The organism is Lichenihabitans sp. Uapishka_5 (assembly GCF_033947565.1).
GTDB lineage: Bacteria > Pseudomonadota > Alphaproteobacteria > Rhizobiales > Beijerinckiaceae > Lichenihabitans.
Genome location: NZ_JARPVX010000001.1, coordinates 162,126 through 187,360 on the forward strand (window position 1 = coordinate 162,126; position 25,235 = coordinate 187,360).

A 25,235-nucleotide genomic window follows, 5' to 3' on the forward strand; every position below is an offset into this window, starting at 1 on the left:
ATACAGAACGGAACGCATGGGCGGACAAGGGTGCGCGAAGGGCGGGACGGTGACGCCGCGGCAAACCGCATGGTGATCGAGGCCCTGACGCGCGCCGTGCTTCGAAAAACACACCGCGACCCCTTCGGATCGACGACACCCAAGAGCGTCACACGCATGCCACGTGGGGCTGGCCTAGCTGACGACGCCTCGACGCGAGAGGAGCCGGATGACGCCATGAAGCCCCAGGCGCGATTTCGCACGCTGTTCATCTCGGACCTGCATCTCGGCACCAAGGGGTGCCAGGGCGAACTGTTCCTCGACTTCCTCCGCCACAACGATGCCGAGACGATCTATCTGGTCGGCGACATCATCGATGGCTGGCAATTGCGGTCCGGCTGGTATTGGCCGGAAGCCCACAACACCATCGTCCAGAAATTCTTGCGAAAAGCCCGCAAGGGCTGCCGCATCATCTTTATTCCGGGCAACCACGACGACTTTGCGCGCGATTATGCCGGGCTGAGCATGGGCGGCATCCAGGTGGTGCGCAACGCCACCCATGTGACGGCTGCGGGTCGCCGCTACCACGTCACTCATGGCGACGAATATGACATCGTCATCCGCCATGCCCGCTGGCTCGCCTTTCTGGGGGACTGGGCCTATCAGGCGGCCTTGTTCTGCAACACGTACTTCAACTACGGCCGGCGCAAGCTAGGGCTGCCCTATTGGTCTTTCTCGGCCTGGGCCAAGCTGAAGGTGAAGAACGCCGTCAACTTCATCGGAGCCTTCGAGGACGTCTTGTCGGAGTATGCCTCGAAGCATGGATTCGACGGCATCATCTGCGGCCACATCCATCACGCGGTCATTCGCGACCTGCATGGCGTCAGCTACGTCAACACGGGCGACTGGGTGGAAAGCTGCACCGCCGTCGCGGAACATTTCGACGGGTCTCTCGAGATCCTCAAATGGAGGGCGCTGCGACCGCAACGGGAGCCGGAAGGCTTGGGGGAGATCGCCGAACCCGAATACGCCTGATGCGCCTCGCCATCGCCACCGACGCGTGGCATCCCCAGGTCAACGGCGTGGTGCGGTCCCTGCAGGCGACCGCCGCGGAACTGGGCCGTATCGGCATTGCGGTGACGATGATCACGCCGGAAGGTCGGCGGACCATCGCCTTGCCGAGCTACCCCGACATCCGGCTCGCGCTGGTGGGCGCCACCGCGATGGGCCGCCACCTCGAGGCGATCCGACCCGATCATGTCCATATCGCCACCGAAGGTCCCATCGGATTGGCGGTGCGGCGTGCCTGCCTGCGGCAGGGGCGCCTTTTTACGACCAGCTTTCACACGCGTTTTCCGGATTATCTCGCGGCCCGCCTGCCGGTGCCGCGCGGCCTGACCTTCGCGGCGCTGCGCTGGTTCCACAATGCAAGCCACGGCGTGATGGTCGCCACCGATGGCCTCGCGGACGAGCTGACCGGCCGCGGCTTTCAACGGGTGATGCGATGGTCGCGCGGTGTCGATGCCTCGCTCTACCATCCGCGCGAGATATCGATTCTCGACCTGCCGCGGCCGATCTTCCTGTCGGTCGGGCGCGTCGCGGTCGAGAAAAACCTCGACGAATTCCTGTCGCTCGACCTGCCGGGGTCGTGCGTGGTGGTGGGCGACGGCCCGGCCAAGGCGGAGCTGCAGGCGCGGCATGCCGGTGCGACCTTCCTGGGCACCCGCACCGGAGAAGATCTGGCCCGTCTTTATGCCAGCGCCGATGTGTTCGTCTTTCCGAGCCGCACCGACACTTTCGGCATTGTGTTGCTGGAAGCCCTGGCGAGCGGCCTGCCGGTTGCGGCCTACCCGGCCGGCGGCCCGCTCGACGTGATCGGCACGAGCGGCGCCGGCGTGCTGAGCCACGACCTCCGTGCTGCCTGCCTGGCGGCCCTCGCGATCCCCAAGGCGCAAGCGCGGGCCCACGCGATGCGATTCTCCTGGACCGAAAGCACCCGGCAGTTCCTGGCCAACATCGAGGCCGCGCGCACCTACACCCGGGCCGCACCTCGTGCCGAGCCGCTGGCCTCGACGCCTTAACGTTTCGTCAAGCCTGCGCACCGATAAATCGGCGATGTGGTTTTCGTCGATGCCGTTCGGGCAGCGGGGCGACGGCCGTCGGGAAGCAGCATGGCCCGCAGGCGCGTCGCGGTTCGATCACGGGTCCGATCCCACAGCCCCTTGTTCTGGGCCGGTTGGACGGTTGCGCCCTGGTGCTTGGCGATCGGATTGTTGATGTCCTTCGTGGCCGATGCGGGCCAGGATCCGGTGATCGGCGCCACCCGTGCGACGCTGAGCGCCGTCGGGCTCGGCCAACCGGGCGTGCTGGTTCCCGCCATGGACATTTTTGATGCGGGCGTGCGCGACAGTCTGCAGTCTTTGGCCCGCGACGGCATCGTGCGGGAGGCCCGGCTCAATGTCGGCAGCCGACCGGATCTCGATGCCACGCCCGACGAGACCGACCCCCGCATTGTCGTCAAAGCCGACCATGGCTCTGTGCCGGAGGTGAACCGCGCCCCCAAGGGCGATCCCTCGATCGGCTTGCGTCCCACCTTTGAGATCGGTCTCCGACGGCGCGGAGCCCTGCCGGACTACGTCCGCGCCGCGGTCGTCTTCGCCGACGGCGACGACGGAGCGCCGCCGCATGAGTTGATCCCGCCCGGCGATGCGCCGCCTGGACCCGACAGCGTGGCGCATTTTATGCCCCTCCCCGACGGCGTCGCCTTGACGACGCGGCAATCCTTTGCGGCCGCTTCCCCGTCGGCTGGCGGCACCGGCACAACCCAGCCGTCTCACCAGGACGGGTCGTCGCCCGCCGTGACCCGCGCCTCGGTCCTCGCCTCCTCCACGCCGGTCGAAGCCGGCTCGACCCCGATCCAGATCGCGCCCTTGCCGAAATTCTCCCGCGGCACGAACGGCGTACTGGCAAGCGGCACCACCGTGGTGATGGGCGTGGTCGAGCCAACGCCGACCTATGCGGCGCTCCTCAGCGGCGAAAACGCCGCGGCGGAACAACATTGTCTGGCCGAGGCCGTCTATTTCGAGGCACGCAGCGAGCCCGAAGAAGGGCAGGCCGCCGTGGCGCAGGTGGTGCTCAACCGCGCCATGAGCGGGCTCTACCCTGCCTCGATCTGTGGCGTAGTGTTCCAGAACCAGCAGCGCCGCAACGCCTGCCAGTTTTCCTTCGCGTGCGAAGGCCACGCGCTCCACGTCACCGAGCCGGCGGCCTGGAGCCGTGCGGCGCGGGTCGCGCGCGAAGTTCTGGAGGGCGCCGCCTATGTGTCCGACATCGGTGACGCGACCCATTACCACGCCAATTACGTGCGACCGCGCTGGGCTCGCCGCCTGGTGCGGGCCGACAAGATCGGTAACCATATCTTTTACAAGCTGAGGCCGGGCCAGACCTGAAGCGCTACCCTGTGCTCAAGGCGGCTAGGCCGGTTCTCAGTCGCGATCAGGAATTCAGCCTCGGTGATCCGGTGAACCACCGCGGCCAGACCTGCAGCGAGCTCTTGCGCATCGATCCCGTCCGGTAGAACAAGACGGTGTCTCCCGACCAGTCCTTCTAGTGCGAGACGCGCCGACCCGACAAGGCCGCCCTACCCCATGGAGCCAGACGCGACCGGATGAACAGCACCGCAGACCTGACATCGCGGACGGGCTCGAGCGTCGCGCGCGGGCAGGCTTGCCTCGCTGGCCTGCAACACCCCGACGGATCGTGGGAAGCCGAGGTGGTGTGGAGCCCGGTCGTCACCGCGCAGGCCGCTATCGTGCAGGCCTGTGTCGGCCAGTGCCCGACAGGCGCACGACGCGACCGCATGGTGCAGCAGTTCCGTGTGACGTTGCGCCCCGATGGCGGGTGGGGGCTGCACCCCGAGTCACACTCCTACGTATTCGTCACCACGGTGGTGTATATCGCGGCTCGTCTCCTTGGCGTTCCGGCCGGCGATGCCATGCTGGCCGGGGCCCGGGCCTTCCTGAGCCGGCAGCCCGGCGGCGTTCTGGCGAATCCGCAATGGGGCCGCTTCTGGATGGCGCTCGTCGGCCTCTACGACTGGGCCGACCTGAACGCCTGCCCGGCCGAGCTCTTTCTGCTGCCGCGCGGTTCGGCACTCTCACCTTTGCGGTTCTACTGCCACACCCGGTACATCTACCTCGCTATGGCCTATCTGGGCGGCGTGCGCTTCCACGCCGATCTTGGCCCTGTACTCGACGATATCCGGGCCGAACTGCCCGGGCTTGCGGGGGCGCGCGGCGCCCGGCATGCGGTTGCGGTGGCCGCGACCGATCTGCACGAGCTGCCCGGCCCGGTGTTGTCGATCGCCTATGCGGCGACGCGGGTGCTCGGGCCGCTGTGGCGGGCCATGCCGGGGTCTGAACTCCTGCGTCGAAGGGCTCTCCGCAACGCGTTGGCGCGCATTCGCTATGAGCAGCGCGCCACCGGGTTCCAGGGCTTGTCCCCGGTCAGCGGACTGTTGAACACGCTGGCGCTTCATCATGCCAATGCAGCCGACCCGGATGCTGCCGCAAGCCTCGCCGGCGCCGAATATTGGTGCTGGAACGATGCGACAGACGGCCTGCGTTATGCGGGGGCTCGGTCGATGGCCTGGGACACGAGCTTCGCTTTGCAGGCTCTCGCTGATGGGTCCATCGGCTCGGTCGAGGAGCATGGGGATGCGATGCGGCGCGGCTACGACCGGCTTCGCACCATGCAGGCCACGACGGAACTGCCCGATCGCATCGCGGAAGACCGCGACACCATCCTGGGTGGATGGTGCTTCACCGAAGGTACGCAGGCCTGGCCGGTCAGCGACTGCACCGCCGAAGCCGTACTGGCCCTGCTGGCCTGTCACGACCACCCGGGTTTGATCGATCCCGATCAGCGCATATCGCCGCAGCACCTCGCCGAGGCGGCCAGCTTCATCCTGAGCCGACAAAACGCAGACGGCGGCTTCGGCAGCTATGAACGCCGGCGCGGGGCTCGGTTCCTGGAGACTCTCAACCCGTCCGAAATGTTCGGTCGCTGCATGACGGAGCTCACCTATGTCGAGTGCACCGCATCGGCGATCCGCGCCCTGCGCCGCATCCTCGACACGGAGGCGCCGATCGATCGTGCCGCTGCGGAGCAGGCCGTCCGGCAGGGTACCGCGATCGTGCTGTCGCGCCAGAACCTGGACGGCAGCTGGCCAGGATTCTGGGGGATCAACGCGGTCTATGGAACCTTGTTCGCCCTGACGGCTTTGCGAGATGTCGGCCTTGCGACAGACCATGCCTCGATTCAGGCTGCTCGCGCTTGGCTCGAAGCGAGGCAAAAGGGCGACGGCGGCTGGGGCGAGCACTTTTCGGGTTGTGCGACAGGTACATACGTCGACAATCCCGAGAGTCTGGTGATATCCACGGCATGGGCGACCTTGGCCTTGTTGTGTACGAGCGAGAAGCCGGGTGTGGCGGCGATGCGTGGGGGCGCATGGCTGAGGCTCCATCAGGACGAGACGGGCGATTGGCCGCGCGATAGCGTGAATGGCGTTTTCTTCGGGACTGCGATGCTGGACTACCGCCTCTACAATACTTACTTCCCCCTCATGGCTTTGACCCAACTGGACCGCCTCACCCATGCGTGAGGTCGACGTCGTTGTTGCCGGCGGCAGCATCGCGGGGCTTGCGGCCGCTGCGGCCCTGCGTGAATCCGGCATGTCGGTGGTCGTGGTCGAACCCGGCCAGCGCACCGATCGTCGCCTTGCGGGTGAGATGATCCACCCTCTCGGTGTGGCGGGTTTGCGCGAACTCGGGTTGTTTGCCGAAGAGGCCTTCGCGGAGGCGGTGATGATCCACGGCTTTGCGGTCATTCCGGACGCCGGTGACGCGTCATCGAAGATCGCCTTGCGCTATGGGCGTCAAGCCGGGCGGGCGCCCTGCGCCATGGCGGTCGACTACGGCCTGTTGCGGCGCAACCTCGATCAGGCGGCACGCCGGCTCGACCACATCAGTTTCATCGACGACGCGCGCGTGAAGTCGGTCGACCTCACCGATCCCAAGGCGCCTGTCGTTTCGATCGAAGCGCCGTCCGGCCTCGACGTCATCCGGTGCCGCATGCTGGTGGTGGCCGATGGCGCCGCGAGTGCCGTGCGCAGCATGGTCGGCATCGCCCATAGCCGGCGCAGCATCTCGAACATTTCAGGCTACGTGGTGGAGAACGCTGCCTTGCCGGCGCCGGGCTTCGGCCATGTCATCATGGGCGGATCGTCGGTGGTGCTGGCTTACGAGATTGGCAACGGCCGTGCTCGCGTCATGTTCGATCAGCCTCTCGAGCAGGACGGCCTGACGCCCGTGGATCATCGCGAGGCCTTGCTTGCAGCCATTCCGGAACCGTTTCGGCATCAGGTCGCGGAAACGATCCGCGTGCAGAAGCCGCTCGGGTTCCGCAGCGCCGAGGTGATCGCCGAGGCCACCCACAAGGGCGCCGTCGTGCTGGTTGGCGATGCCGGCGGCAGTTGTCACCCGTTGACCGCGACCGGCATGACGGTCGGGATCAGCGACGGCATTCGCCTGCGCGATGCGCTGCGTCGACATCCGGCCGATTTCGAGAAGGCGTTCCGGCATTACGGCCGCGCCCGCCGTCGGACGCAGCGCAGCCGCCGCATGGTGGCCACGGCGCTTCACGACGTTTGCAGCCGCCGCGAGCCCGAGTTGCGTGTGGTCCGATCCGGGCTGTTGCGCTATTGGCGCCGCGACGATCGCAGTGCCGCCGCCACGATGGCCATCCTGGCCATGACGGATCTGCGTATCTCGTCAGCCTTCTGGCAGTTCCTGAAGGTCATCCGCCACGGGCTTGTGGAATACTGGTGCAACGACGAGGCGCGCCGACAGATCCCGCCGGCCAAGCTGGTGACGGCGCTCGGCAGCATGACCATTCAGCGGGTGGGCGCCTCACTGCGGGCTCGCTGAGCGGTCGCGCCCTGCCTCCGGGTCGCGGTCAAACCAGGCGCGTGCGTAGACGAGCGTGCTGCCGGCCCGCCTAATTGAGGACGCGGCGCATCTCCGGCACGTCCAGCGAGAAGGCGGGAATCTCGATCTCGATCGATATCCCATCCTCATCGGTCATCGTGTAAGTCCCGGCCATGATGCCGGTCGGGGTCGCCAAGGGGCAGCCCGAGGTATAGCGGAAGGTTTCGCCCGGCTTTAGCACCGGCTGTTCGCCCACCACGCCCAAGCCCTGCACCTCTTCGAGCTTGCCGTTACCGTCGGTGATCAGCCAATGGCGGGCGATCAATTGCATCAGCCGCGGCCCGCGGTTGAGAATCTCGATCGTATAGGCCCAGAAATACTGGTCCTGATCGGGATCCGATCGTTCGGCGAGAAACGCGGGCGTCACGGTCACCTGGATGCCTTCCGTCACGGCCGTGTACATGTGCGCGATTCCTCCTTGTTGATGCGAAAGCCCAGCCTTAACGGCCGAGGCTCTCGAAAGCTTGGCTGAGATCGTCTTTCAGGTCCTCGACATCCTCAAGCCCGACCGACAAGCGCAGCATGCCTTCCCCAATGCCAAGGCCGGCCCGCACTTCGGCGGGGAGACGCTGGTGCGTCGTCGTGGCCGGATGAGTGACGAGGCTCTTCGAGTCGCCGAGATTGTTCGAGATGGCGATGATCCGGAGCGCATTGGCGGCCTGGAATGCCTTGGCCTTGTTGGCCAGTTCAAAGGCCACCAGGGTGCCACCACCCCGCATCTGGCGCTTCGCCAGCGCGTGCTGGGGGTGATCGGCGCGGAACGGATAGATCACCCGCTCGATGACGCCCTGCTCGGCCAGGAAGTCCGCGACGATCGCGGCAGCGGCGTTCTGGGCCGTCACCCTGAGGTCGAGGGTTTCCAGGCCCTTCAGCATGACCCAGGCCGTGAAAGGCGACATGGCGGGGCCGGTCTGGCGCAACAGGTTGTGCACGTGGGCTTCGATGAAGGCCTTGCTGGCCAGGATGACGCCGCCAAGGCAACGCCCCTGCCCGTCGACGTGCTTGGTCACCGAATAAACCACGCAATCGGCCCCGAGCTGCAGCGGGCTCTGCAGCATCGGGGTTGCGAAGACGTTGTCGACCACCAGGGTCGCGCCGCCCGCATGGGCAATCTCGGCCACAGCCGCGATATCGACGAGGCTCAACGTCGGGTTGGTCGGGCTTTCGAGGAACAGCGTCTTGGTGTTGGGCCGCATGGCGCTTCGCCATTGGTCGAGGTCTTCGCCATCGACCAGGGTCGTCTCGACACCGAAGCGCGGCAGCAGATCCTCGATCACGTAGCGGCACGACCCGAACAAGGCCTTGGCGCCCACCACATGGTCGCCGGCCTTCACCTGCCCCATGATGGCAGCCGTGACGGCCGCCATGCCGGTGGCGGTGGCCCGCGCCGCTTCAACGCCTTCGAGCAGGGCCATCCGCTCCTCGAACATGGCCACGGTCGGGTTCGAGAACCGCGAATAGATGAAGCCGGGGTCCTCGCCGTTGAAGCGGGCCTCGGCGGCCTCCATGCTCGGATACACATAGCCCTGGGTCAGGAACAGGGCCTCGGAGGTTTCCGCAAATTGCGACCGCAGGGTTCCCCCATGCACGAGCCGGGTCGCGGGCCTCAACGAGGCGATGCGATTATCGCTTGCCATCACACTCTCCATCCCGCTGCGCCGGCGCTTGTCCATCAGCCACGCGCCAAAGGCTCGCAGCATGACCGGATCGGGGAGAGGCTCGAAAGAACTCGGCCCTTAGCGCTTTGTTTACCGTGGCGGCAAGTCAGCGAAATCACCACGCAATCAAGCTACACCGAGCCGAGAGGAGGCGTCAACGCGGCTCGCTGGCTTCCCCATCTGACGCTTGGCCGTGGTCGGCCGGGTCGAGCGACATGACATCCTGCGGTTCCACCGCGAGGGCGGCGGAACCGCTGGGGTCGAACCATGGGAACAACACGAGGCCGGCCAGAAAGCCTCCCAGATGGGCCTGCCAAGCCACAGGCGCATCGGAAAAGCCCATCGTCTGCGCCCCGACCCCGAACAAGCCGTTGGTGACGAACCACACGAGCACGAACGACAAGGCCCGCCGGTCGCGGAACACCACGGCGAGCCCCAACGGGACGACCCGGCGAAGGTCCGCTCCCGGCGCCTCCCCCTGGAACATGAAGCGCACGGCAGCCCCCATGAGACCCGAGATGGCGGCCGAAGCCCCCACCACGGGCAGAAACCCGAATGGGAAGCAAAGCCAGTGCGCCAGGGCGCCGGCGACCGCCGTCACGGCCATGAACAGGAGAAAGCGAGCGGCACCGAAACGCCGGGCCACGGGCGTGCCGAACGCCACCAGCCAGACGCCGTTCAGGCCGAGATGCGTCCAGCCGCCGTGCAACAGCGCGTAGGTCAGCAGGCTCCATGGCGCCGACCCACCGCGGCGGAGCAGCATGTCGGCCCAAGCGGATTGCTGGGCCCCCGCGGCGCTGTTCTGACCCGCGGCGAGATGCCGGACGACTCCCATCGGGTCGACCGCGAAGGTCAGCCGGCCCGGCACGAAGGCGAAGCGCGACACGATCGCCATGTCGCTGCCCGCCCCGAGCAGCCCTCGCCCGGCCTGGACCAGCACCAGGACGCCGAGAACCGCGAGGATCACCGCGGGAATGTTGAAGACGGGTTCTGAGCGGTCGGATTGCAAGGTGTGTCCTGAGGCCTTATCGCGATCCATGAGATTAGCCGACCGCGGCTTCGGCTGCGACCGGAAAGGTCCGCCACCGGCTGGCATCGCTCCTGCTCTTTTCCTCTCGACAGCGATGTGGCGTCCTGTTTCGGAACAATGGCGCGCCGCATCCACACAGGGGCGCAAGTCATGAAGCTGGCAACCTCGCAAGCGGTGTTCGAATATTGGCATTCCTTGTGCCGGGGACGCGTCGCGCCCGACAGGCACGACCTCGACCCCGCAGCCATGCGGGGCATGCTGGCCCATACCTTCATGCTCGAGGTGCACGGCCCGGCGTCGGAGCGACGCTTCACGATCCGCCTCAGCGGCACGCGATTGGATGCGCTGTTCCGGCGCGAGATGAAGGGTGCCGATTTCGACGATCTCTGGTCGGACGACGCGGCGCCGGAGATGCGCACGCTCCTCGACGGCGTTCTGGACGACACCCAGCCGATGTTGTTCGGCGTGTCCGGTGCTCCCGCGGGTGATACCGTCACGGCCTTTGAATTGTTGGTACTTCCGCTACGGCATCACGGCCGCACCCAGGCGCGGCTGCTGTGCAGCCTCGTGCCGGCCGGCACGCCGAGCTGGATCGGCTTGCTGCCGCTGGCGCCGCTGAGCCTCGCAGGATGGCGCGCCCTAGACGCACGTGCCGAGAGCGCCGCCATGCAGCACGCCGCACCGATGCGGTTTACCGGGGGCATACGACGGGCCCACCTCGTGGTTTACGAAGGCGGACGCAACGGTGACGTAACGGCAGCGCCCAAGCAAGTCCGCGTTAAGACCGGTATGCCAAGGTCATCCGAACCGCCCCTCTCGACGCGTCGTTCATGACCCCGCAGCGCAAGCTCGATCACAGACCGGAAGAACGCCGCCGCCATCAACGCGTCGGCGTCGTGCTGCTCGGCCGCTACATGCTGGCCGACCGTCAGGAATACCCTTGTCAATCGATCGACATGTCGCCCGGCGGCCTGGCCCTGGTGGCGCCGGTGCTGGGAGAGGTCGGCGAGCGCGTTGTCTGCTACCTGGAGCAGATCGGCCGTGTCGAAGGCACGGTCGCGCGCCAGTTTTCGCACGGTTTCGCGCTCGGGTTCAGCGTGCCGTTGATCAAGCGAGAGAAATGGGCCGATCAGCTGACTTGGCTGGCCAACCGGCAGGCGCTCGGCTTGCCGGAAGATCGCCGTCACGGGCGTATCGTTCCGAAACACCTCCGCACCACCCTGCGCATGGACGACGGCACCGAGATGGCAGTGCGGCTGCTCGACATCTCGATTTCGGGCGCCGCCATCATCGCGGACCAGCGGCCGCCCCTCGGCAGCATCGTCATGCTGGGTTCGACGCCGGGACGTGTGGTGCGCGCCTTCGGGAATGGCGTCGGTATTCAGTTCACGGTGCCGCTGCCGGCAGATCAGTTCGGGGAAGACCTCATCCTCTAAAGGGAGCGCCGCCTCACAGGCCGGAGCAAGGCCTCAGCCCTTGCCGAAGGTTTCGTCAAAGGCGTAACCGGCGCCCCGCACGGTTCGGATCGGATCGCGCTCACGACCGCGCGACAGCGCCTTGCGCAGCCGCCCGACATGCACATCGACGGTGCGCTCGTCGATCTCGGCCGACAATCCCCACACGCCGTCGAGCAATTGCGCCCGGGAGAAAACGCGACCGGGGCGCTCCATCAGGTAATCCAGCAGCCGGAACTCGGTGGGCCCGAGGGCGATGTCGCGGTGGCCGCGGCGCACCCGGTGGGTTTCGCGGTCGAGATCGAGGTCGCCGGCGGTCAACCGGTTGGCGAGGCGCTCGGGCCGCGAGCGCCGCAACAGCGAGCGCACCCGCGCCATCAGTTCCGGCACCGAAAACGGCTTGACGACATAATCGTCCGCCCCGACCGACAGCCCCCGGACGCGCTCGCCTTCCTCGCCCCTGGCGGTCAGCATGATGACCGGCAGGGTGCGGGTTGCCTCGCGGGCGCGCAGGCGCCGGCAGATCTCGAGGCCCGACACGCCGGGCAGCATCCAGTCGAGGATCACCAGGTCGGGCGCCATCTCGGTCAGGCGCAGTTCCGCGTCATCGCCGCGCTCGACCCGCTCGACCGAGAAGCCTTCCGCTTCGAGATTGTAGGCCAGCAGCGTCCCAAGGGCCTGCTCGTCCTCGACGACGAGGATATGGGGTGCCGCTCCCGCCACGGGGACGCGGTCGGCGGTCGATCGCAGCGTGTTCATCGGGCGGCGCTCCGAAGCCGTCAGCCGGACAAGGGCGCGAGACGGCCCTTCGGCCGGTCGATCGGCAGAGCCTCGCCGGTCACGAGATAGACCACCGTTTCGGCAATGTTGGTGGCATGATCGCCGACGCGCTCGATGTTCTTCGAGCAGAACAACAGGTGGGTGCAGAACGAGATGTTGCGCGGGTCTTCCATCATGAAGGTCAGCAGGTCGCGGAACACCGAATCCTCGAGAGAGTCGAGTTCGCCGTCGCGCGACCACACCGATTGCGCACGCTCGACGTCGCGCTGCGCGTAAGCGTCGAGAACATCCTTCAGCTGATGGGCCGCGATCTCGCTCATGTGGCGCAACCCGACGGCGGCGCGCGCGACGCGCGGTTCGGTGGCGACGCTCATGGTGCGCTTGGCAATGTTCTTGGCCAGATCACCGATGCGCTCGAGGTCGCCCGACACCCGGATGGCGGCCACGATCTCGCGCAGGTCGACGGCCATCGGCTGCCGGCGTGCGATGGTCAGGATCGCGGCCTCTTCGATCTCGCGCTGCAGCGTGTCGAGGCGCGGATCGATCCCGATCACCCGGTTGGCGAGCTCGGTGTCGAGCGCCGACAAGGCATCCATGGCGTCGGACAGCATGTGCTCGGCAATGCCGCCCATCTCGGCGATCTTGCGGCCGAGACCCTCGAGTTCCTGGTCGTAGGCGGAAACGATATGTTCGGACATGGCGGAGCCCTTCAGCCGAAACGGCCGGTAATATAGGCCTGGGTCTGCTTGACGGCCGGGCTGGTGAAGATCTTGCGGGTGTCGTCGAATTCGATCAGCTCGCCGAGATACATGAAGGCGGTCTTGTCGGACACGCGCGCGGCCTGCTGCATGTTGTGGGTCACGATCGCAAGCGTGAAGCGGCTTTTCAGCTCGTCGATCAATTCCTCGATTTTGGCGGTCGAGATCGGGTCGAGCGCCGAGCAGGGCTCGTCGAGCAGGATCACGTCGGGTTGCAGCGCGATGGTGCGGGCGATGCAAAGGCGCTGCTGCTGGCCGCCCGACAGGCCGAGGCCGCTCGTGTGCAGCTTGTCTTTCACCTCCGGCCAGAGGGCCGAACCCTTCAGCGCCTGCTCGACGCGGCCATCCATCTCGGACTTCGCCACCTTCTCGTAAAGCCTGATCCCGAACGCGATGTTCTCGTAGATCGACATCGGGAACGGCGTCGGCTTCTGGAACACCATACCGACGCGCGAGCGCAGCAGGTTGAGGTCGATGTCCCGCCGCAAAATGTCCTCGCCGTCGAGCAGCACCTGGCCTTCGGCGCGCTGGCGCGGATACAGGTCGTACATGCGGTTCATCACGCGCAGCAGCGTGGACTTGCCGCAGCCGGACGGCCCGATAAAGGCCGTGACGCGGTTGGGCGCCAGGTCGAGCGAGATCCCCTTCAGGGTCATGGTGTCGCCGTAGAAGAACTTGAGGTCCTTCACGGCAATTTTCGGCTGGACACGGGCGCGGGGCGCCTCGATGGGCGCCGTCTCGGTCATGGTCATTTGCTTGTCCTTGGCGTTCCGAGCGCCCGGGCCACGATGCTGAGCAGGAGAACCGTGACGGTGATCAGCAGCGCCCCCGTCCAGGCCAGCGACTGCCAGTCCTTGTAGGGGCTGAGCGCGAACTGGAAGATCACCGTCGGCAGGCTGGCCATCGGCCCGTTGAGGTTGGCCGAAAAGAACTGGTTGTTGAGCGCGGTGAAGAGCAGCGGCGCCGTTTCGCCGCTCACCCGGGCCACGGCCAGCAGCACGCCGGTGACGATGCCGGCCTGAGCGGCCTTGTAGGCCACCTTGGTGATCACATAGGCGCGCGGCAGTCCCATGGCGGCGGCGGCCTCCCGCAGCGGGTTCGGCACCAGCAGCAGCATGTCCTCCGTCGTGCGGGCCACGATCGGCACCACGATGAAGGCCAAGGCCACGGCGCCGGCGAAAGCGGAGAAATGGCCGAGCGGCGCCACCAGCACCTCGTAGACGAAAAGGCCGATGATGATGGATGGCGCGCTGAGCAGGATGTCGTTGATGAAGCGCACCACGACGGTCAGCTTCGAATAGCGGCCGTATTCCGCCATATAGGTGCCGGCCAGCATGCCGAGCGGCGTCCCGACCGCGACGCCGATCAGCGTCATGATGAGGCTGCCCACGATGGCATTCAGCAGGCCGCCCGCGCTACCCGGCGGCGGCGTCATTTCCAGGAACACGGCCGGTCGCAGCCCCGCGAGGCCGTTGTAGAGCAGCGCCGCCAGGATGATGACGAGAAACACGAGGCCGAACAGCGCGGCCGCGATCGAGAGGCCGAGGAAGATGGCGTTCGACCGGCGCCGCCGCGCCATGAAGGTTGTGGTCGCCATGGGTCAGGCTCCCGATCGACGGTTGAGACGCATCAGCATGAGCCGCGCGATGGCCAGCACCACGAAGGTGATGACGAAAAGGATCAAGCCGAGGGCGATCAGCGACGAGGTATAGATGTCACCCACGGCTTCGGTGAATTCGTTGGCGATCGAGGCCGAGATGGTCGTGCCGGGCGCCAGGATCGAACCGGAGATGCGATGCGCATTGCCGATCACGAAGGTGACCGCCATGGTTTCGCCAAGCGCGCGGCCGAGCCCGAGCATGACGCCACCGATGATGCCGGTGCGAGAATGCGGGATCACGACGTGGCTCACCACCTCGCGGGTGGTGCAGCCGATGCCATAGGCGGCTTCCTTCAACACAGGCGGCACGGTCTCAAACACGTCGCGCGACACCGAGCTGACGAAGGGCAGCACCATGACGCCCAAAATGATGCCGGCTGTCAGGATGCCGATGCCGTAAGGCGGCCCGGCGAAGATCGCACCGAGCACAGGGATCGGGCCGAACAGGGCGATGAGGCCGGGCTGAACGTGCTGCTGCAGGAAGGGCGCGAAAACGAACAGGCCCCAGATGCCGTAGATGATGCTTGGAATGCCGGCCAGCAGCTCGATGGCGATGCCGATCGGGCGCCGCAGCCAGTGCGGGCAAAGCTCCGTCAGGAAGATCGCGATGCCGAGGCCGACCGGCACGGCGATCAGCATGGCGATGAGCGAGGTCATCACGGTGCCGTAGATGGCCGCGAGCGCGCCATAGCGGTCGTCGACAGGGTTCCAGACCTGCGTGGTCAGGAAGCTGAAGCCGAACGTCTTGAAGGCCAGCGCGGAGCCCTGCACCAGGGCCACGATGACGCCACCCATCAACACCAGCACCGCCAGGGCCGAGCCGCGCGTCAGACCGGCGAACAACCGGTCGATGGAGCGGAAGCGCTCCAACCGCGTGGTGCGAGCGTCTTTCGCTCCGGCGCGGCCGTGCCCCGCCTCGATCGCAAGATTAGCCAAATGCGGCTCCTGTTAGTGGAGGGGCGGCCCAGCGGGCCAACACCCCGTGCCGAAAGCCTGACCGGTCCTCGCTGAACCCGTCAGACCCTTGCATGGCCGCTTTGGCGGCGGCCTGATCGAAGCACGTTTCCACCTGCATCGATCAGGCTTTGGAGCCTTACTGGAGGGTGACGACCGGCTTGCCGTCGGCGCCCTTGATGTCCGTGCTGATCGCCTTCTTGATCAGCGTCTTCACGGCACCCGGCATGGGGATGTAGTCCAGCGACTCCGCCTCGGCGTCGCCCTTCTCAAAAGCCCAGCCGAAAAACTTGATGGCTTCCGCAGCGGCGGCGGTGTCGGCCGGCTGCTTCTGCATCAGAATGAAGGTGGCAGCCGTCAGGGGCCAGGACTCCGCACCCGACTGGTCGGTCAGGATCTGGTAGAAGCCGGGCGCGTGGGCCCAGTCGGCGCTGGCAGCCGCGGCTTGGAAGGCCGGGACCGTGGGGGCCACCACCTTGCCGTCCTTGTTGACCATCTTGGTCGTGGTCAGGTTGTTCTGCCTCGCAAAGGCGTATTCGACATAGCCGATCGAGCCCTTGGTGTTGGCCACGTTGTTGGCCACGCCCTCGTTGCCCTTGGCGCCGAGGCCGACGGGCCATTCGACGGCCGTGTTCTCACCGACCTTGGACTTCCAGTCGGCCGAGGCCTTCGACAGGTAGTTGGTGAAGTTGAAGGTCGTGCCTGACCCGTCCGAGCGGTGCACGACCGCGATCGCCATGTCGGGCAGCGCCACGCTGGGGTTCAGCTTCTTCAGGGCCGCATCGTTCCACTTGGTGATGGTGCCCATGAAGATGCCGGCCAATGCCGGACCGTCGATGACCACGTCACCGGCCTTGATGCCGTCGACGTTGATCACCGGCACGATGCCGCCCATCACCATCGGCCATTGCTCGAGCCCGGCGGCGTCGAGGTCCTTGGCCTGCAGCGGCGCGTCGGTGGCGCCGAACGTCACGGTCTTCGCCTTGATCTGCTTGATACCGCCACCCGAGCCGATCGACTGGTAGTTCACGCCCGTGCCGGTCGCATTTTTATAGGTTTGCGCCCATTTCGCATAGACGGGATAAGGGAAGGTGGCTCCGGCGCCGGAAATGTCGGCGGCCTGCGCGGTCGCCACGCCAGCCGCGAAGACGCTAGCCAGCAGCGCGGCGCGCTTGAACGAAGGGTTGAACATGGAACCTCGGGGTTTGATGGCGTCCGGGGCTCATCGTCCCGGCGGCGGCTTTGTAGCGGGGTCTCGTGTGGCTTGTACGACGGTCCGACGACAACGATATGACAGGCGATCGCTTTGTTCGGACTAGGCTTTTCCGAACAAAGGAATCGCAACCGAGAACACCGACCCGTCCGCCAGAATGCTGTCGAAGCTGAAGCGGCCACGATGGTGCGCCACGATGTGCTTGACCAACGCCAGACCGAGGCCGGTACCGCCCTTGGCACGGCTCTGGCCCGCATCGATCCGGTAGAAGCGCTCGGTCAATCTCGGCAGATGTTCACGCGCGATGCCGTCACCCTGGTCGCGCACCGTCAGGGTGCCCTGGCCACCTCGACGCGCGACGTTGATCGCGATGGTGCAACGCTCGGCGTCGTCGCCACGCGGCCCGCTGGGTCGCCCGTATTTGATGGCGTTCTCGATCAGGTTTTCGGCCACACGCACCAACTCGTCACGGTCGCCGGTGACGATCACGCCCGGTTCGATGGCGAGATGGAAGGTCAGCCCGCCATCGCGGGCGATGGGCCCCAGCGTGTCGGCCACGTGGCCGACGAGGCTCGACAGGTCGACGGGAGCCGATGGGCGGATGTGGCGCTTCTGCTCGATGCGCGACAGCGACAACAGATCGTCGACCAGCCGGGCCATGCGCCGGGCCTGATCGGCCATGATCCCGAGGAAGCGTTCACGCGCCCGCGCGTCATCGCGGGCCGGCCCCTGCAGCGTCTCGACAAAGCCCAGCAGCGAGGCCAGCGGCGTCCGGAGCTCGTGGCTAGCATTGGCGATGAATTCGGCCCGCATCCGCTCGATGCGGTGTGCTTCGGTCAAATCGTGCAGCGTCAGAACCACGGCCTGCGGCACGCCATGTGGCGCGAGCGGCGCCACCGTGACCTCGAAGGTCCGTTCCACCGGCACCCTGTCACGCCAGACCGCGGTTTCGCACGGCCCGCCGGCCTCGACGCGTCGCACGGCATCGAGCACGGTCGGATCGCGTAACGACAAGGCCAGAGGGCCACCGACCTTGAGGCTCGGCAGCGTCTGCATGGCCGGCGCGTTGGCGGCCAGCACGCGAATATCCGGCGATAACAACAGCACGGCTTCCGGCATGGCCTTTATGAAAGCCACGGCCAAGTCGATATCGAAACTGCTGGTCGAGGAGGCGATCTTGACGGACAGCATGGAGAACCCGAATCGAGGTAGACGGATGTCATCCGTCGGATCTGACACAATGATGACACATGCCTCGCAGGGTTGGCGGGAAGGCCGCGCCAATGTCGGCTGAGCCCCCTGCGATCCCCGACCGCTCCGCTCTGATGCGCATGGCGACCGGTTACCTGGCGCGCTATGCGGCGTCGAGTCAGCGGCTCCGCCAGGTGCTGGCCCGACGGATCGCACGCTGGTGCGCAACCCGCGGTCTCGAGCCTCCCGAACCCGACGCGGTGCGGACGGCCGTCGAGGACGTCGTGGCGCGGCTTCAAGCGCTAGGGCTGCTGGACGATACGCTCCTGGCGGCCTCACGCAGCCGCGCCCTGGCCCGCAAGGGATTGCCGGCCTCTCGCATCACCATGACACTTCGCCAGCAGGGCCTCCAGATCGAAGACGACACCGCCGAGGAGGAACCGCTCGACGATGCCGTCCAGGCCCGGCGTTTCGCCGAGCGCAAGCGCCTGGGGCCATTCCGCCTCGGCGACCGTGCCGTCGCCCGGGACAAGGATTTGCGCCGGCTGATCCGTGCCGGATTCTCATTCTCGACGGCCGTCGCAGTGGTGGATGCAGAGACGCAGGACGAGGAAGGACGCTAGGAAGATCGCTTCAGCGTCCGTTCAACTTCACCGGCCTAAACCGTCGCGGGTCAAGCGATCACGGAGGTTCGACGATGCGATCTGTTTTGGTGGGGTGCGCCCTGCTGCTGCTCGGCAGCGCTGCCGCAGAAGCCCAGCCTTATGGCTGGGGCCCGCCCCCACCCCCGCCGCCCGGTTGGGGATGGCACCATCGGCCGCCCCCGCCGCCCTATTGGGGTGGTCCGCGCCGCCATCGCCGCTGGGTTGACGGCTATTACGGACCGCGTCGCATCTGCCGCGTCTGGTAACCCCGAAACCATCGGCGCTACGGCGCCGATGGTTTGCCGGGCGCTTGGAATGCCATGTCGGACAGGCGCCCCGTGTAGAATTTCGGCAGCGGCGGCGCGAAATCGCCCCGCTTGCTGGTGCCGATGCCGAGTCCGGCCAGAGCCTCGATGAATTTCACCGCCACGCCGACGCCGTCGATCACCGGCACGCCGAGTTCGGCCGTCAGCTCGCGGGCGAGGTCCGCCATGCCGCCGCAGCCGAGCACGATGGCGCCGGACCCGTCCTCGTCGAGCGCGCGCCGGCATTCGTTGACGATCTTGCGGCGTGCATCCGAGGCGGGATCGTCCAGCTCGAGCACAGCCAGTTCGGTGGCCCGCACACGGCGACAGTGCCGCCCCATGCCATAAGCGTGCACCAGATGTTCCGCGATGATACGGGTGCGGCCGAGTGTCGTGACGACGCTGAAGCCGGTCGCCACGAAGCTCGCGGCGTGCATGGCGGCTTCGGCGATGCCGAGCACCGGCGCCCGCGTCATTTCGCGGGCCGCCAACAGGCCGGGGTCGCCGAAACAAGCGATCACATAGCCGTCGCAGCCCTGTTGCTCGCCTTCCCGGATGGCCTCGAGCAGCCCGATGACGCTGATGGCCTCGTCGTAATGGCCCTCGATCGAGACCGGCCCTGTGCTGGCGGTGGCGGCCAGGATCTCGGTGCCGGGCGCGGCCGCGGCGCGGGCCGCCGCCGCGATGGTCCGCGTCATCGATTCGGTTGTGTTGGGGTTGATGACCTTGATGCGCATGGGAGGGCTCGCGTCAGAGGGGCATGCGCAGCAAACCGGCGCGGCCCCCGCGGGTGCCGAACAGCAGGTGCTCGCCCTTGTGGTCCCAGGCCAGGGCCGAGACGGCGCCGCCGCTCGGATCGTCCAGCCGAACCGGCAGCTCGGAGGCATCCGACAAACGGCATAACAGCACGAAACCGTCCTCATAGCCGATAGCCAGCACCATGGCCTTCGGGTGGCAGGCCACCTGGGTGACCTTGGCGGGCCTGACACCGCATTCGCGGGGCTGCTTGCCCATCGGGCCGGTCTTGCCCTCGAACGGCCACACCACGCAAGCCTCGGCGCCCGATGTGGCGAGCCAGTCGCCGTCGCGCGTCCAACTGAGCGATCTTGGCTTCGCCGGATAGCCGGACATGCGCATGTTGCCGGCATCGGCGAGGCGCCAACCGTGCATCGCGTTTTCCTGCATCGAGGTCACCAGGAACCGGCCGTCGGGCGAGAAGGTGATGTCGAGATGCGACCCCTTCCAGCTCAGCGCTTCAGGAGCTTCGGCGGTGTTCGGGAACCAGAGCGACGCCCCGTTGTAATGCGCGACCGCAAGCCGATAGCCCTTGGGCGCGAAGGCGACGCCCCGCGCCGTCGAGGCGACCGTCAGGGTCTTGATCTCTCCCTTGGGGGATCGGGCCCGCACGGTCTTGCCGGCCGTCCAGGCCGCAGCCCCGTCAGGCCGGAGCGCCACCGCATCGATCCAGGTTCCGGCCTCATTGCCGATCTCGGTGGAGCCGCCGCTCGCTTCGACCAGCACGACACGGCCATCGTCGCCACCAGTTAGAAGCCGGTCGCCCGCCACGCAGGCCACCAGGATCGCGCCGTCGGGGTGGGCTTCGACGCGACGCGGTTCCGGCCCCGCGAAAACGAGGGCACCGTCACCGAGCGCCAGAACCGGCGTGCCGCCCAGAAAGGCGGCGGCCGTGACATGCGCGCCAGCCTCGATCGGCGTAACGGCTTCAAGCAAGGACGTCATGGCACTCTTGTCTGCGTCGTCGATCAACGAGGGATCCAGGCCGCGCGCTCAGGCGCTGCCGTCTGCGACCTAGGTAGCGCCGAGCCGACGCGATGCCAAGCGCCGGGCGTTACCGGCGCAATTCGCTCAGGCTCTGCACCTGTTGGCCATCCGCTCGGAAATTATCCGGCAGCAGCCAAGCCTCGAACCCGGCCTTGATGGCCGGCCATTCGTGATCGAGCATGGAAAACCAGGCGGTGTCGCGATTGCGGCCCTTGACGATCATGTGCTGGCGGAACACGCCTTCGAAGCTGAAGCCCAAGCGCTCGGCGGCCCGACGAGACGGCGCATTCAGGGCATTGCACTTCCATTCGTACCGACGGTAGCCAAGGTCGTCGAACACCGTTCGGGCCAGAAGAAACAGAGCCTCGGTGGCGCCCGCGCTGCGCTGTATGGCGGGCGAGAGCATGATGTTGCCGACCTCGATCGTGCGTTGGGCTGGATCGATCCGCATCAGCGCCGCATAGCCGACGGCGCGTCCGGTGTTCTGGTCCATGATCGTGAAGAACAGCGGGTCCTCGGACGCGGCCTTCTGCGCGATCATGTCTCGGAAAGCGCCAAGGTCTTCGAAAGGGCCATCGGGCATGTAGTCCCACAGCCAGGCCTTGTCCTGGCCGCCGACGCTCGCAAACAACTCGGCCGCATGATGCGGCGACAACGGCGTCAGCGTCACGAACCGCCCTGTGACGGCACGATGCCGCGGCCGGAGCGCCGGCGAACCTCCAACCGTGGCGCCGAGAGGACGAGGCGGTTCCGACATGGGCATGAGGCTCATGGAACGGTCAGCCGATCTGACCGTGATAGCATCCTGCTTGGCACCGCGGCCCGGTTGCGGCAAGCCGCTTCGAGCTGCGGGCTCGTGACTTCGTGTCAGTGCTTCTTCAACTGTTCCGGCTTGTGGATCGCATCCTTGCCGGATTTATCGGACTTCACCTTATATTGCGGTTCGTCCTCAGTCGCCTTTGCGGTGTGGCCACCGACCTTCTCGGTGCCGGTCACCTTCTTGACCACGGTGCCGTGGGTCTCGCCTTGCGCCGTGTCCCAGGTCACCTTATCGCGGGGCTTCAATGTCTTGGTCGTCATCGTCATGCTCCAGGTTTGGGAGCAGAATGAAGAAAACCCGGGCGTGGTTCCCGCCCGGGTTGCTTTGTTCACAGCTTCATAGGGGCGGTTGCGTCACCCTCAATGGTTGTCGCGCGGCACGCCCATGGTCTGGGCGACGCGCTGATACTTGACGGCCGGCTTCAACACCATGCCTTCGTCAAACTGATCCACCATGGCACGCTGGATCTCCTGCCAGGGCGTCTGATTGCCGGCATATTGGTAGCCGCCCTGCCCCTGCAGCGTGGCGCGGCGCTGGTTGATCTCCTCGGCCGACACCATGATGTCGGCAGCGCGCTTGTTGAGGTCGATGCGCACCCTGTCGCCCGTCCGAAGCAGCGCGAGGCCGCCCCCAGCCGCGGCTTCGGGCGACGCGTTGAGGATCGACGGCGACGCCGACGTGCCCGACTGGCGCCCGTCGCCGATGCACGGCAGCGCATGGATGCCCCGCTTGATGAGGTGCGCCGGCGGCTGCATGTTAACCACCTCGGCGCCGCCCGGATAACCGATCGGGCCGGTGCCGCGGATGAACAACAGGCAATGCTCGTCGATGTCCAGCGACGGGTCGTCGATGCGATGGTGATAATCTTCCGGGCCTTCGAACACGATGGCCCGGCCCTCGAAGGCGCCCGGGTCGGCCGGGTTCGACAGATAGCGGTCAGCGAATTCCTTCGAGATCACGCTCGTCTTCATCACGGCGTTGTCGAACAGATTGCCCTTCAGGATGATGAAGCCGGCGTCTTCGCGCATCGGCGCGTCGATCGGGAAGATCACGTCCGGGTCGCTGACCGTGCGGCCGCGGTTGTTGTCGCCGATCGTCTTGCCGTTAACCGTCAGGGCACCCTCGCGGATGTGACCGGCCTTCATCAGCTCGGCAATCACGGCCGGCACGCCGCCGGCCCGATGGAACTCCTCACCGAGATACTTGCCGGCCGGCTGCATGTTGACCAGCAGCGGGATCTTATGGCCGACCGTTTCCCATTCGGTGATGTGGAGCGGCACCCCGACGTGACGCGCGATGGCATTGATGTGGATGGTGGCATTGGTGGAGCCGCCGATCGCCGAGTTCACCACGATGGCATTCTCGAGCGCCCGCTTGTCCATGATGTCGGACGGCTTCAAATCCTCCCACACCATGTCGACGATGCGACGGCCCGTCTCGTAGGCGATCTGGCCGCGTTCGCGGTAGGGCGCCGGAATGGCGGCGCAGCCCGGCAGCGTCATACCGAGCGCTTCCGCGAGCGCGTTCATGGTGGACGCCGTGCCCATCGTGTTGCAATGGCCGACCGAGGGGGCCGACGAGGTCACGAGATCCATGAACTCCTCGTAGCCGATCTGGCCGCCGGCCAGAAGGTCGCGGCTTTTCCAGACGATGGTGCCGGAGCCGGTGCGCTCGCCGTTGTGCCAGCCGTTCAGCATCGGGCCGCCGCACAACACGATCGATGGGATGTTGACGGTCGCGGCCGCCATGATGCAGGCCGGGGTGGTCTTGTCGCAGCCGGTGGTCAGCACCACGCCGTCGAGCGGATAGCCATAGAGCGTTTCAACGAGGCCCAGATAGGCGAGGTTGCGGTCGAGCGCCGCGGTCGGACGCTTGCCGGTTTCCTGGATCGGATGAACCGGGAATTCCATCGGCACGCCGCCCATCGCGATGATGCCGTCGCGCACGCGCTTGGCGAGCTCGAGGTGGTGACGGTTGCACGGGCTGAGGTCGTTGCCGGTCTGGGCGATGCCGATGATCGGCTTGCCGGACCGCAATTCGCCGGGTGTGATGCCGAAGTTGAGATAGCGCTCGATGTAGAGCGCCGTCATGCCGGGGTTCTCGGGATTGTCGAACCACAATTGCGACCGCAGCTTGCGCTTGCCGGGCGTCGGCGCAGGCGGGCTCGCAGGGTTCATTTCGTGTGACATGACTTCATCCTCCACGCCGCGCCGGCATGGTGCTTCTTTAGATTCGCTGGCATGTTTGCGCCAGGGCGACAGCGATTGCAACGCGGCCGCAGACGCACAACAACCGTTCACGGATGCACGAGGCCGATCGCTTCCAGAACCGCCGCCTGCACCACCATGACAATGAGCCAGTGCAACGCGTCAGCCACGATGGCGCCGAAACCGAGGCGACGGAACGCGTAGCTGACCAGCATGGTCGGCAGCACGAAGCCGATCCAGATCACCACGGCACTGCCGATCGCCATGGTCCAGCGCCCTGCCCCATTCGGCGCCAAAATGAGAGCTCCGGCCAGGATGCAAGCGAGCCAGAACTCGGCCATGCATGCCGCAACCAGCATGGCAGGATTGATGGGTCCGACACGGCCGCGATGGATGGCAGTCCCGTAAAGCGCACCGATCAGAAGCCCTGCCAGGGAGGCAACCAGGATCGGCGCGCTATTGCTTGCAATATAGTTCAAGTCTCGACTTCCCTTCGCGCTTCTCGTTCCTGTGTTGCCAACATGGAGTGCGGCCTGAACGGTTCTCGACGCTCCCGTTCAGGCCGTGTTCAATCGTCGCGCCTTTTAACGTGCACGCCAGACACCGGAGCTAACCCATGACCCTGATTCGCACCGCAGCCGCACTCGCCTTGATGCTCGCATCCGGCGCGGCCTATGCGCAGAATGCTGCGCCTGCGGCCCCTGCCGCGCAGGCAGCGCCCGCGGCCACGGCTGCCGGATCGGCCGAGCTCACCAAGGACGGCAAGCCGCGCATGAAGGTGGTGCGCGCCCAGTGTCGCGACGTAGTGAAGAGCCAAGACCTCAAGGGCGACGCCCGCAAGCAGGCCATGGCGGATTGCATCGTCAAGCAGCGGCCCGACATGGAGGCGCGGGTCAAGTGCCACATGGACCCGAGCCTGAAGACCATGGACAAGGGCGCCCGCAGCGCCGCCATCAAGGCCTGCGTGGCCAAGACCAAGGCTTGACCGGGTCGGCGGGACGCGGTCGCCGCGTTTTCGGCCAGGGAACAAGCCCGCTTCCGTCCTGTTTCGCTTAGGACTGACGGGAGCGGACACGATGCTGGATGCGGTGATCTTCGACGTGGACGGCACGCTGGTCGACTCGGTCGATCTGCATGCCGAGGCGTGGAGCCGGGCCTTCGCTCATTTCGGCTGGACGGTCGAGACCGCCCAGGCCCGCGGTCAGATCGGCAAGGGCGGCGATCAACTGCTACCGGTTTTCCTGCCCGACGATGCCGTGGAGCGCCAGGGCAAGGAGATCGAGGCCTATCGCAAGACGCTGTTTGCCCAGGATTACCTCCACAAGGTGAAGGGCTTTCCCCAGGTCAGGGCCTTGTTCGAGCGGCTTCTGAACGATGGCAAGCGGATCGCACTCGCGTCTTCGGCTAAGGGTGACGAATTGGAAGCCTATAAGAAGGCGGCAGGCATCGCCGACCTCGACCTCAGCCAGACGTCCTCGGACGACGCGGAGAAGTCGAAGCCGCATCCCGATATCTTTCTGGCGGCATTGGATCGCCTGAAACTGCCGGCGAAGACTTGCGTGGTGGTCGGGGATACGCCCTTTGACGCCGAAGCCGCCCTGAAGGCCGGTGTCCGGACCACGGGCGTGTTATGCGGCGGCTTTCCTGAGTTCGATCTTCGCGCGGGTGGCGCCAGCCAGATTTACGCCGACCCGGCCGACCTGCTCGACCATTACAAACGCTGGATGACGGAACTTGGCTGAAAACGCCGAGGT

The 25,235-nt window shown here is 66.4% G+C and carries 27 protein-coding genes and 1 riboswitch; of the genes, 11 read left to right on the top strand and 16 right to left on the bottom strand.

Annotated features, from left to right (window positions below; translation table 11 throughout):
* The first annotated feature begins 216 nt into the window (after positions 1 to 216).
* The 5 genes from P7D22_RS00695 to P7D22_RS00715 all read left to right on the top strand — a co-directional run bounded on the left by P7D22_RS00695 (position 217) and on the right by P7D22_RS00715 (position 6,965).
* A complete protein-coding gene (locus tag P7D22_RS00695) occupies positions 217 to 1,014 on the top strand; it encodes a UDP-2,3-diacylglucosamine diphosphatase (protein ID WP_319932269.1) in 798 nt (265 codons plus the stop codon).
* Complete coding sequence (locus P7D22_RS00700; protein WP_319932270.1) at positions 1,014 to 2,060, top strand: glycosyltransferase family 4 protein; 1,047 nt, start codon at positions 1,014 to 1,016, stop codon at positions 2,058 to 2,060. Before P7D22_RS00695 ends, P7D22_RS00700 begins: the two co-directional genes overlap by 1 nt.
* 195 nt (positions 2,061 to 2,255) lie before the next feature.
* Entirely contained in the window at positions 2,256 to 3,428 is a 1,173-nt protein-coding gene (locus tag P7D22_RS00705; protein ID WP_319932271.1) for a cell wall hydrolase, read from the top strand.
* A gap of 218 nt (positions 3,429 to 3,646) precedes the next feature.
* A complete protein-coding gene (locus P7D22_RS00710) occupies positions 3,647 to 5,641 on the top strand; it encodes a prenyltransferase/squalene oxidase repeat-containing protein (protein ID WP_319932272.1) in 1,995 nt (664 codons plus the stop codon).
* Positions 5,634 to 6,965: an FAD-dependent oxidoreductase gene (locus P7D22_RS00715; protein ID WP_319932273.1), complete on the top strand. Its 1,332-nt coding sequence runs from the start codon at positions 5,634 to 5,636 to the stop codon at positions 6,963 to 6,965. The genes P7D22_RS00710 and P7D22_RS00715 overlap by 8 nt, the downstream gene beginning before the upstream one ends.
* Before the next feature lie 70 nt (positions 6,966 to 7,035).
* On the opposite strand, the gene apaG is transcribed toward P7D22_RS00715, so the two are convergent.
* From apaG to P7D22_RS00730, 3 genes are all read right to left on the bottom strand, one after another.
* Positions 7,036 to 7,428: a Co2+/Mg2+ efflux protein ApaG gene (gene apaG / locus P7D22_RS00720; RefSeq protein WP_319932274.1), complete on the bottom strand. Its 393-nt coding sequence runs from the start codon at positions 7,426 to 7,428 to the stop codon at positions 7,036 to 7,038.
* Positions 7,429 to 7,465: 37 nt separating this feature from the next.
* Positions 7,466 to 8,662 carry an O-succinylhomoserine sulfhydrylase gene (locus P7D22_RS00725; protein WP_319932275.1) on the bottom strand — a complete coding sequence of 399 codons (1,197 nt, stop codon included), beginning with the start codon at positions 8,660 to 8,662 and terminating at the stop codon, positions 7,466 to 7,468.
* Between the two features lie 80 nt (positions 8,663 to 8,742).
* A riboswitch (SAM riboswitch) is annotated at positions 8,743 to 8,815 on the bottom strand.
* 22 nt (positions 8,816 to 8,837) lie between these two features.
* Positions 8,838 to 9,692, bottom strand: coding sequence for a rhomboid family intramembrane serine protease (locus P7D22_RS00730; protein ID WP_319932276.1), 855 nt, complete (start codon positions 9,690 to 9,692; stop codon positions 8,838 to 8,840).
* Positions 9,693 to 9,863: 171 nt separating this feature from the next.
* On the opposite strand from P7D22_RS00730, the gene P7D22_RS00735 reads away from it, so the two are divergent.
* Together P7D22_RS00735 and P7D22_RS00740 are read left to right on the top strand one after the other, a co-directional pair.
* Positions 9,864 to 10,547 carry a PAS domain-containing protein gene (locus tag P7D22_RS00735; RefSeq protein WP_319932277.1) on the top strand — a complete coding sequence of 228 codons (684 nt, stop codon included), beginning with the start codon at positions 9,864 to 9,866 and terminating at the stop codon, positions 10,545 to 10,547.
* Positions 10,544 to 11,149 carry a PilZ domain-containing protein gene (locus P7D22_RS00740; protein WP_319932278.1) on the top strand — a complete coding sequence of 202 codons (606 nt, stop codon included), beginning with the start codon at positions 10,544 to 10,546 and terminating at the stop codon, positions 11,147 to 11,149. Before P7D22_RS00735 ends, P7D22_RS00740 begins: the two co-directional genes overlap by 4 nt.
* 33 nt (positions 11,150 to 11,182) lie before the next feature.
* Here the strand turns inward: P7D22_RS00740 and phoB are convergent, their stop codons facing one another.
* The 7 genes from phoB to P7D22_RS00775 form a co-directional block, all read right to left on the bottom strand.
* A complete protein-coding gene (gene phoB / locus P7D22_RS00745) occupies positions 11,183 to 11,926 on the bottom strand; it encodes a phosphate regulon transcriptional regulator PhoB (protein ID WP_319932279.1) in 744 nt (247 codons plus the stop codon).
* 20 nt (positions 11,927 to 11,946) lie between these two features.
* Positions 11,947 to 12,645 carry a phosphate signaling complex protein PhoU gene (gene phoU, locus P7D22_RS00750; protein WP_319932280.1) on the bottom strand — a complete coding sequence of 233 codons (699 nt, stop codon included), beginning with the start codon at positions 12,643 to 12,645 and terminating at the stop codon, positions 11,947 to 11,949.
* 11 nt (positions 12,646 to 12,656) lie between these two features.
* A complete protein-coding gene (gene pstB / locus P7D22_RS00755; protein ID WP_319932281.1) occupies positions 12,657 to 13,457 on the bottom strand; it encodes a phosphate ABC transporter ATP-binding protein PstB in 801 nt (266 codons plus the stop codon).
* A complete protein-coding gene (gene pstA / locus P7D22_RS00760) occupies positions 13,454 to 14,302 on the bottom strand; it encodes a phosphate ABC transporter permease PstA (protein WP_319932282.1) in 849 nt (282 codons plus the stop codon). Before pstA ends, pstB begins: the two co-directional genes overlap by 4 nt.
* Positions 14,303 to 14,305: 3 nt before the next feature.
* On the bottom strand, positions 14,306 to 15,301 hold the full coding sequence (gene pstC / locus P7D22_RS00765) for a phosphate ABC transporter permease subunit PstC (protein ID WP_442915995.1): 996 nt from the start codon (positions 15,299 to 15,301) through the stop codon (positions 14,306 to 14,308).
* A 157-nt stretch (positions 15,302 to 15,458) separates the two neighbouring features.
* Entirely contained in the window at positions 15,459 to 16,511 is a 1,053-nt protein-coding gene (gene pstS / locus P7D22_RS00770; protein ID WP_319932283.1) for a phosphate ABC transporter substrate-binding protein PstS, read from the bottom strand.
* A 123-nt stretch (positions 16,512 to 16,634) separates the two neighbouring features.
* Complete coding sequence (locus tag P7D22_RS00775) at positions 16,635 to 17,723, bottom strand: ATP-binding protein (protein ID WP_319932284.1); 1,089 nt, start codon at positions 17,721 to 17,723, stop codon at positions 16,635 to 16,637.
* 92 nt (positions 17,724 to 17,815) lie between these two features.
* On the opposite strand from P7D22_RS00775, the gene P7D22_RS00780 reads away from it, so the two are divergent.
* Both P7D22_RS00780 and P7D22_RS00785 read left to right on the top strand, forming a co-directional pair.
* Positions 17,816 to 18,346 carry a regulatory protein RecX gene (locus P7D22_RS00780; RefSeq protein ID WP_319932285.1) on the top strand — a complete coding sequence of 177 codons (531 nt, stop codon included), beginning with the start codon at positions 17,816 to 17,818 and terminating at the stop codon, positions 18,344 to 18,346.
* A gap of 74 nt (positions 18,347 to 18,420) precedes the next feature.
* The gene (locus P7D22_RS00785) at positions 18,421 to 18,633 is read left to right on the top strand and encodes a hypothetical protein (RefSeq protein WP_319932286.1); all 213 of its coding nucleotides are present in this window, start codon (positions 18,421 to 18,423) and stop codon (positions 18,631 to 18,633) included.
* Positions 18,634 to 18,650: 17 nt separating this feature from the next.
* On the opposite strand, the gene P7D22_RS00790 is transcribed toward P7D22_RS00785, so the two are convergent.
* The 6 genes from P7D22_RS00790 to P7D22_RS00815 form a co-directional block, all read right to left on the bottom strand.
* Positions 18,651 to 19,409 (bottom strand): aspartate/glutamate racemase family protein, encoded by a 759-nt coding sequence (locus tag P7D22_RS00790; protein ID WP_319932287.1) that lies wholly within the window; start codon positions 19,407 to 19,409, stop codon positions 18,651 to 18,653.
* A 13-nt stretch (positions 19,410 to 19,422) separates the two neighbouring features.
* Positions 19,423 to 20,412: a WD40 repeat domain-containing protein gene (locus P7D22_RS00795; protein ID WP_319932288.1), complete on the bottom strand. Its 990-nt coding sequence runs from the start codon at positions 20,410 to 20,412 to the stop codon at positions 19,423 to 19,425.
* A gap of 109 nt (positions 20,413 to 20,521) precedes the next feature.
* On the bottom strand, positions 20,522 to 21,124 hold the full coding sequence (locus tag P7D22_RS00800; protein WP_319932289.1) for a GNAT family N-acetyltransferase: 603 nt from the start codon (positions 21,122 to 21,124) through the stop codon (positions 20,522 to 20,524).
* Between the two features lie 197 nt (positions 21,125 to 21,321).
* Complete coding sequence (locus P7D22_RS00805) at positions 21,322 to 21,534, bottom strand: DUF2945 domain-containing protein (RefSeq protein ID WP_319932290.1); 213 nt, start codon at positions 21,532 to 21,534, stop codon at positions 21,322 to 21,324.
* A gap of 99 nt (positions 21,535 to 21,633) precedes the next feature.
* Positions 21,634 to 23,463 carry an IlvD/Edd family dehydratase gene (locus tag P7D22_RS00810; protein WP_319932291.1) on the bottom strand — a complete coding sequence of 610 codons (1,830 nt, stop codon included), beginning with the start codon at positions 23,461 to 23,463 and terminating at the stop codon, positions 21,634 to 21,636.
* Positions 23,464 to 23,570: 107 nt separating this feature from the next.
* Positions 23,571 to 23,960, bottom strand: coding sequence for a DUF1761 domain-containing protein (locus tag P7D22_RS00815; RefSeq protein WP_319932292.1), 390 nt, complete (start codon positions 23,958 to 23,960; stop codon positions 23,571 to 23,573).
* A 137-nt stretch (positions 23,961 to 24,097) separates the two neighbouring features.
* On the opposite strand from P7D22_RS00815, the gene P7D22_RS00820 reads away from it, so the two are divergent.
* Entirely contained in the window at positions 24,098 to 24,466 is a 369-nt protein-coding gene (locus tag P7D22_RS00820) for a hypothetical protein (protein ID WP_319932293.1), read from the top strand.
* A 91-nt stretch (positions 24,467 to 24,557) separates the two neighbouring features.
* Positions 24,558 to 25,223: an HAD family hydrolase gene (locus P7D22_RS00825; protein ID WP_319932294.1), complete on the top strand. Its 666-nt coding sequence runs from the start codon at positions 24,558 to 24,560 to the stop codon at positions 25,221 to 25,223.
* The last annotated feature ends 12 nt before the right edge of the window (positions 25,224 to 25,235 follow it).

What these genes read in the sequence shown, in the direction of transcription:
- P7D22_RS00805 (WP_319932290.1), bottom strand. Translation starts at nt 21,534, where the DNA reads ATGACGACCAAGACATTGAAGCCCCGCGATAAGGTGACCTGGGACACG.
- apaG (WP_319932274.1), bottom strand. Translation starts at nt 7,428, where the DNA reads ATGTACACGGCCGTGACGGAAGGCATCCAGGTGACCGTGACGCCCGCG.
- pstA (WP_319932282.1), bottom strand. Translation starts at nt 14,302, where the DNA reads ATGGCGACCACAACCTTCATGGCGCGGCGGCGCCGGTCGAACGCCATC.
- pstB (WP_319932281.1), bottom strand. Translation starts at nt 13,457, where the DNA reads ATGACCATGACCGAGACGGCGCCCATCGAGGCGCCCCGCGCCCGTGTC.
- P7D22_RS00820 (WP_319932293.1), top strand. Translation starts at nt 24,098, where the DNA reads ATGACCCTGATTCGCACCGCAGCCGCACTCGCCTTGATGCTCGCATCC.
- P7D22_RS00740 (WP_319932278.1), top strand. Translation starts at nt 10,544, where the DNA reads ATGACCCCGCAGCGCAAGCTCGATCACAGACCGGAAGAACGCCGCCGC.
- P7D22_RS00795 (WP_319932288.1), bottom strand. Translation starts at nt 20,412, where the DNA reads ATGACGTCCTTGCTTGAAGCCGTTACGCCGATCGAGGCTGGCGCGCAT.
- pstS (WP_319932283.1), bottom strand. Translation starts at nt 16,511, where the DNA reads ATGTTCAACCCTTCGTTCAAGCGCGCCGCGCTGCTGGCTAGCGTCTTC.
- P7D22_RS00695 (WP_319932269.1), top strand. Translation starts at nt 217, where the DNA reads ATGAAGCCCCAGGCGCGATTTCGCACGCTGTTCATCTCGGACCTGCAT.
- P7D22_RS00790 (WP_319932287.1), bottom strand. Translation starts at nt 19,409, where the DNA reads ATGCGCATCAAGGTCATCAACCCCAACACAACCGAATCGATGACGCGG.
- phoU (WP_319932280.1), bottom strand. Translation starts at nt 12,645, where the DNA reads ATGTCCGAACATATCGTTTCCGCCTACGACCAGGAACTCGAGGGTCTC.
- P7D22_RS00700 (WP_319932270.1), top strand. Translation starts at nt 1,014, where the DNA reads ATGCGCCTCGCCATCGCCACCGACGCGTGGCATCCCCAGGTCAACGGC.
- P7D22_RS00785 (WP_319932286.1), top strand. Translation starts at nt 18,421, where the DNA reads ATGCGATCTGTTTTGGTGGGGTGCGCCCTGCTGCTGCTCGGCAGCGCT.
- P7D22_RS00780 (WP_319932285.1), top strand. Translation starts at nt 17,816, where the DNA reads ATGTCGGCTGAGCCCCCTGCGATCCCCGACCGCTCCGCTCTGATGCGC.
- P7D22_RS00735 (WP_319932277.1), top strand. Translation starts at nt 9,864, where the DNA reads ATGAAGCTGGCAACCTCGCAAGCGGTGTTCGAATATTGGCATTCCTTG.
- P7D22_RS00705 (WP_319932271.1), top strand. Translation starts at nt 2,256, where the DNA reads ATGTCCTTCGTGGCCGATGCGGGCCAGGATCCGGTGATCGGCGCCACC.
- P7D22_RS00810 (WP_319932291.1), bottom strand. Translation starts at nt 23,463, where the DNA reads ATGTCACACGAAATGAACCCTGCGAGCCCGCCTGCGCCGACGCCCGGC.
- P7D22_RS00725 (WP_319932275.1), bottom strand. Translation starts at nt 8,662, where the DNA reads ATGGCAAGCGATAATCGCATCGCCTCGTTGAGGCCCGCGACCCGGCTC.
- P7D22_RS00775 (WP_319932284.1), bottom strand. Translation starts at nt 17,723, where the DNA reads ATGCTGTCCGTCAAGATCGCCTCCTCGACCAGCAGTTTCGATATCGAC.
- phoB (WP_319932279.1), bottom strand. Translation starts at nt 11,926, where the DNA reads ATGAACACGCTGCGATCGACCGCCGACCGCGTCCCCGTGGCGGGAGCG.
- P7D22_RS00715 (WP_319932273.1), top strand. Translation starts at nt 5,634, where the DNA reads ATGCGTGAGGTCGACGTCGTTGTTGCCGGCGGCAGCATCGCGGGGCTT.
- P7D22_RS00825 (WP_319932294.1), top strand. Translation starts at nt 24,558, where the DNA reads ATGCTGGATGCGGTGATCTTCGACGTGGACGGCACGCTGGTCGACTCG.
- P7D22_RS00710 (WP_319932272.1), top strand. Translation starts at nt 3,647, where the DNA reads ATGAACAGCACCGCAGACCTGACATCGCGGACGGGCTCGAGCGTCGCG.